We start from the raw sequence: 419 nt of genomic DNA, 5'->3' as shown, positions 1-419 counted from the left end.
CTGTCTTTCAAAACGCTTCTATAAGTTGCAAAAAATACATTGATATAGAAACAAAAAACGATAAAACGACATATAAACAAAAAGGAATGGAATTGTTTGTGGGATTAAAAGGTGGCAGAAAGATTTTTATGCGCGATAAACTTGCATTTTTGGGGTTAAGCAAATGTTTTGGTGTATCATTTGATGCACTACAAAAGCAAGATTCTACTTCGGTATTTGTAGCTCAGCTTTGTCAGCTTACGCATTATAATTTTGATGACGCATTGCAAGACATAGCAGATTTTGTAACAAAAGCTAGAAAATCTCAAGCTAAAGACTATGAGCCTAGTCGTTTAGCAGAAGTTTGCATAAAAATGTATGAATCCCCTGAATATCAAACCGAAGTGAAAAAAATCATCAAAAAATACTGCAAAGAATGT

Annotated in this window: 1 pseudogene; it reads left to right on the top strand. The window is 32.9% G+C overall.

Going from position 1 to position 419, the window contains the following annotated elements:
- Positions 1 to 92 precede the first annotated feature (92 nt).
- A pseudogene (locus tag ACWIUO_RS13900) lies at positions 93 to 419 on the top strand (hypothetical protein); the annotation flags it as partial.

This window comes from Helicobacter sp. T3_23-1056 (assembly GCF_053654535.1).
This window is presented reverse-complemented; position numbering and strand designations above follow the sequence as displayed.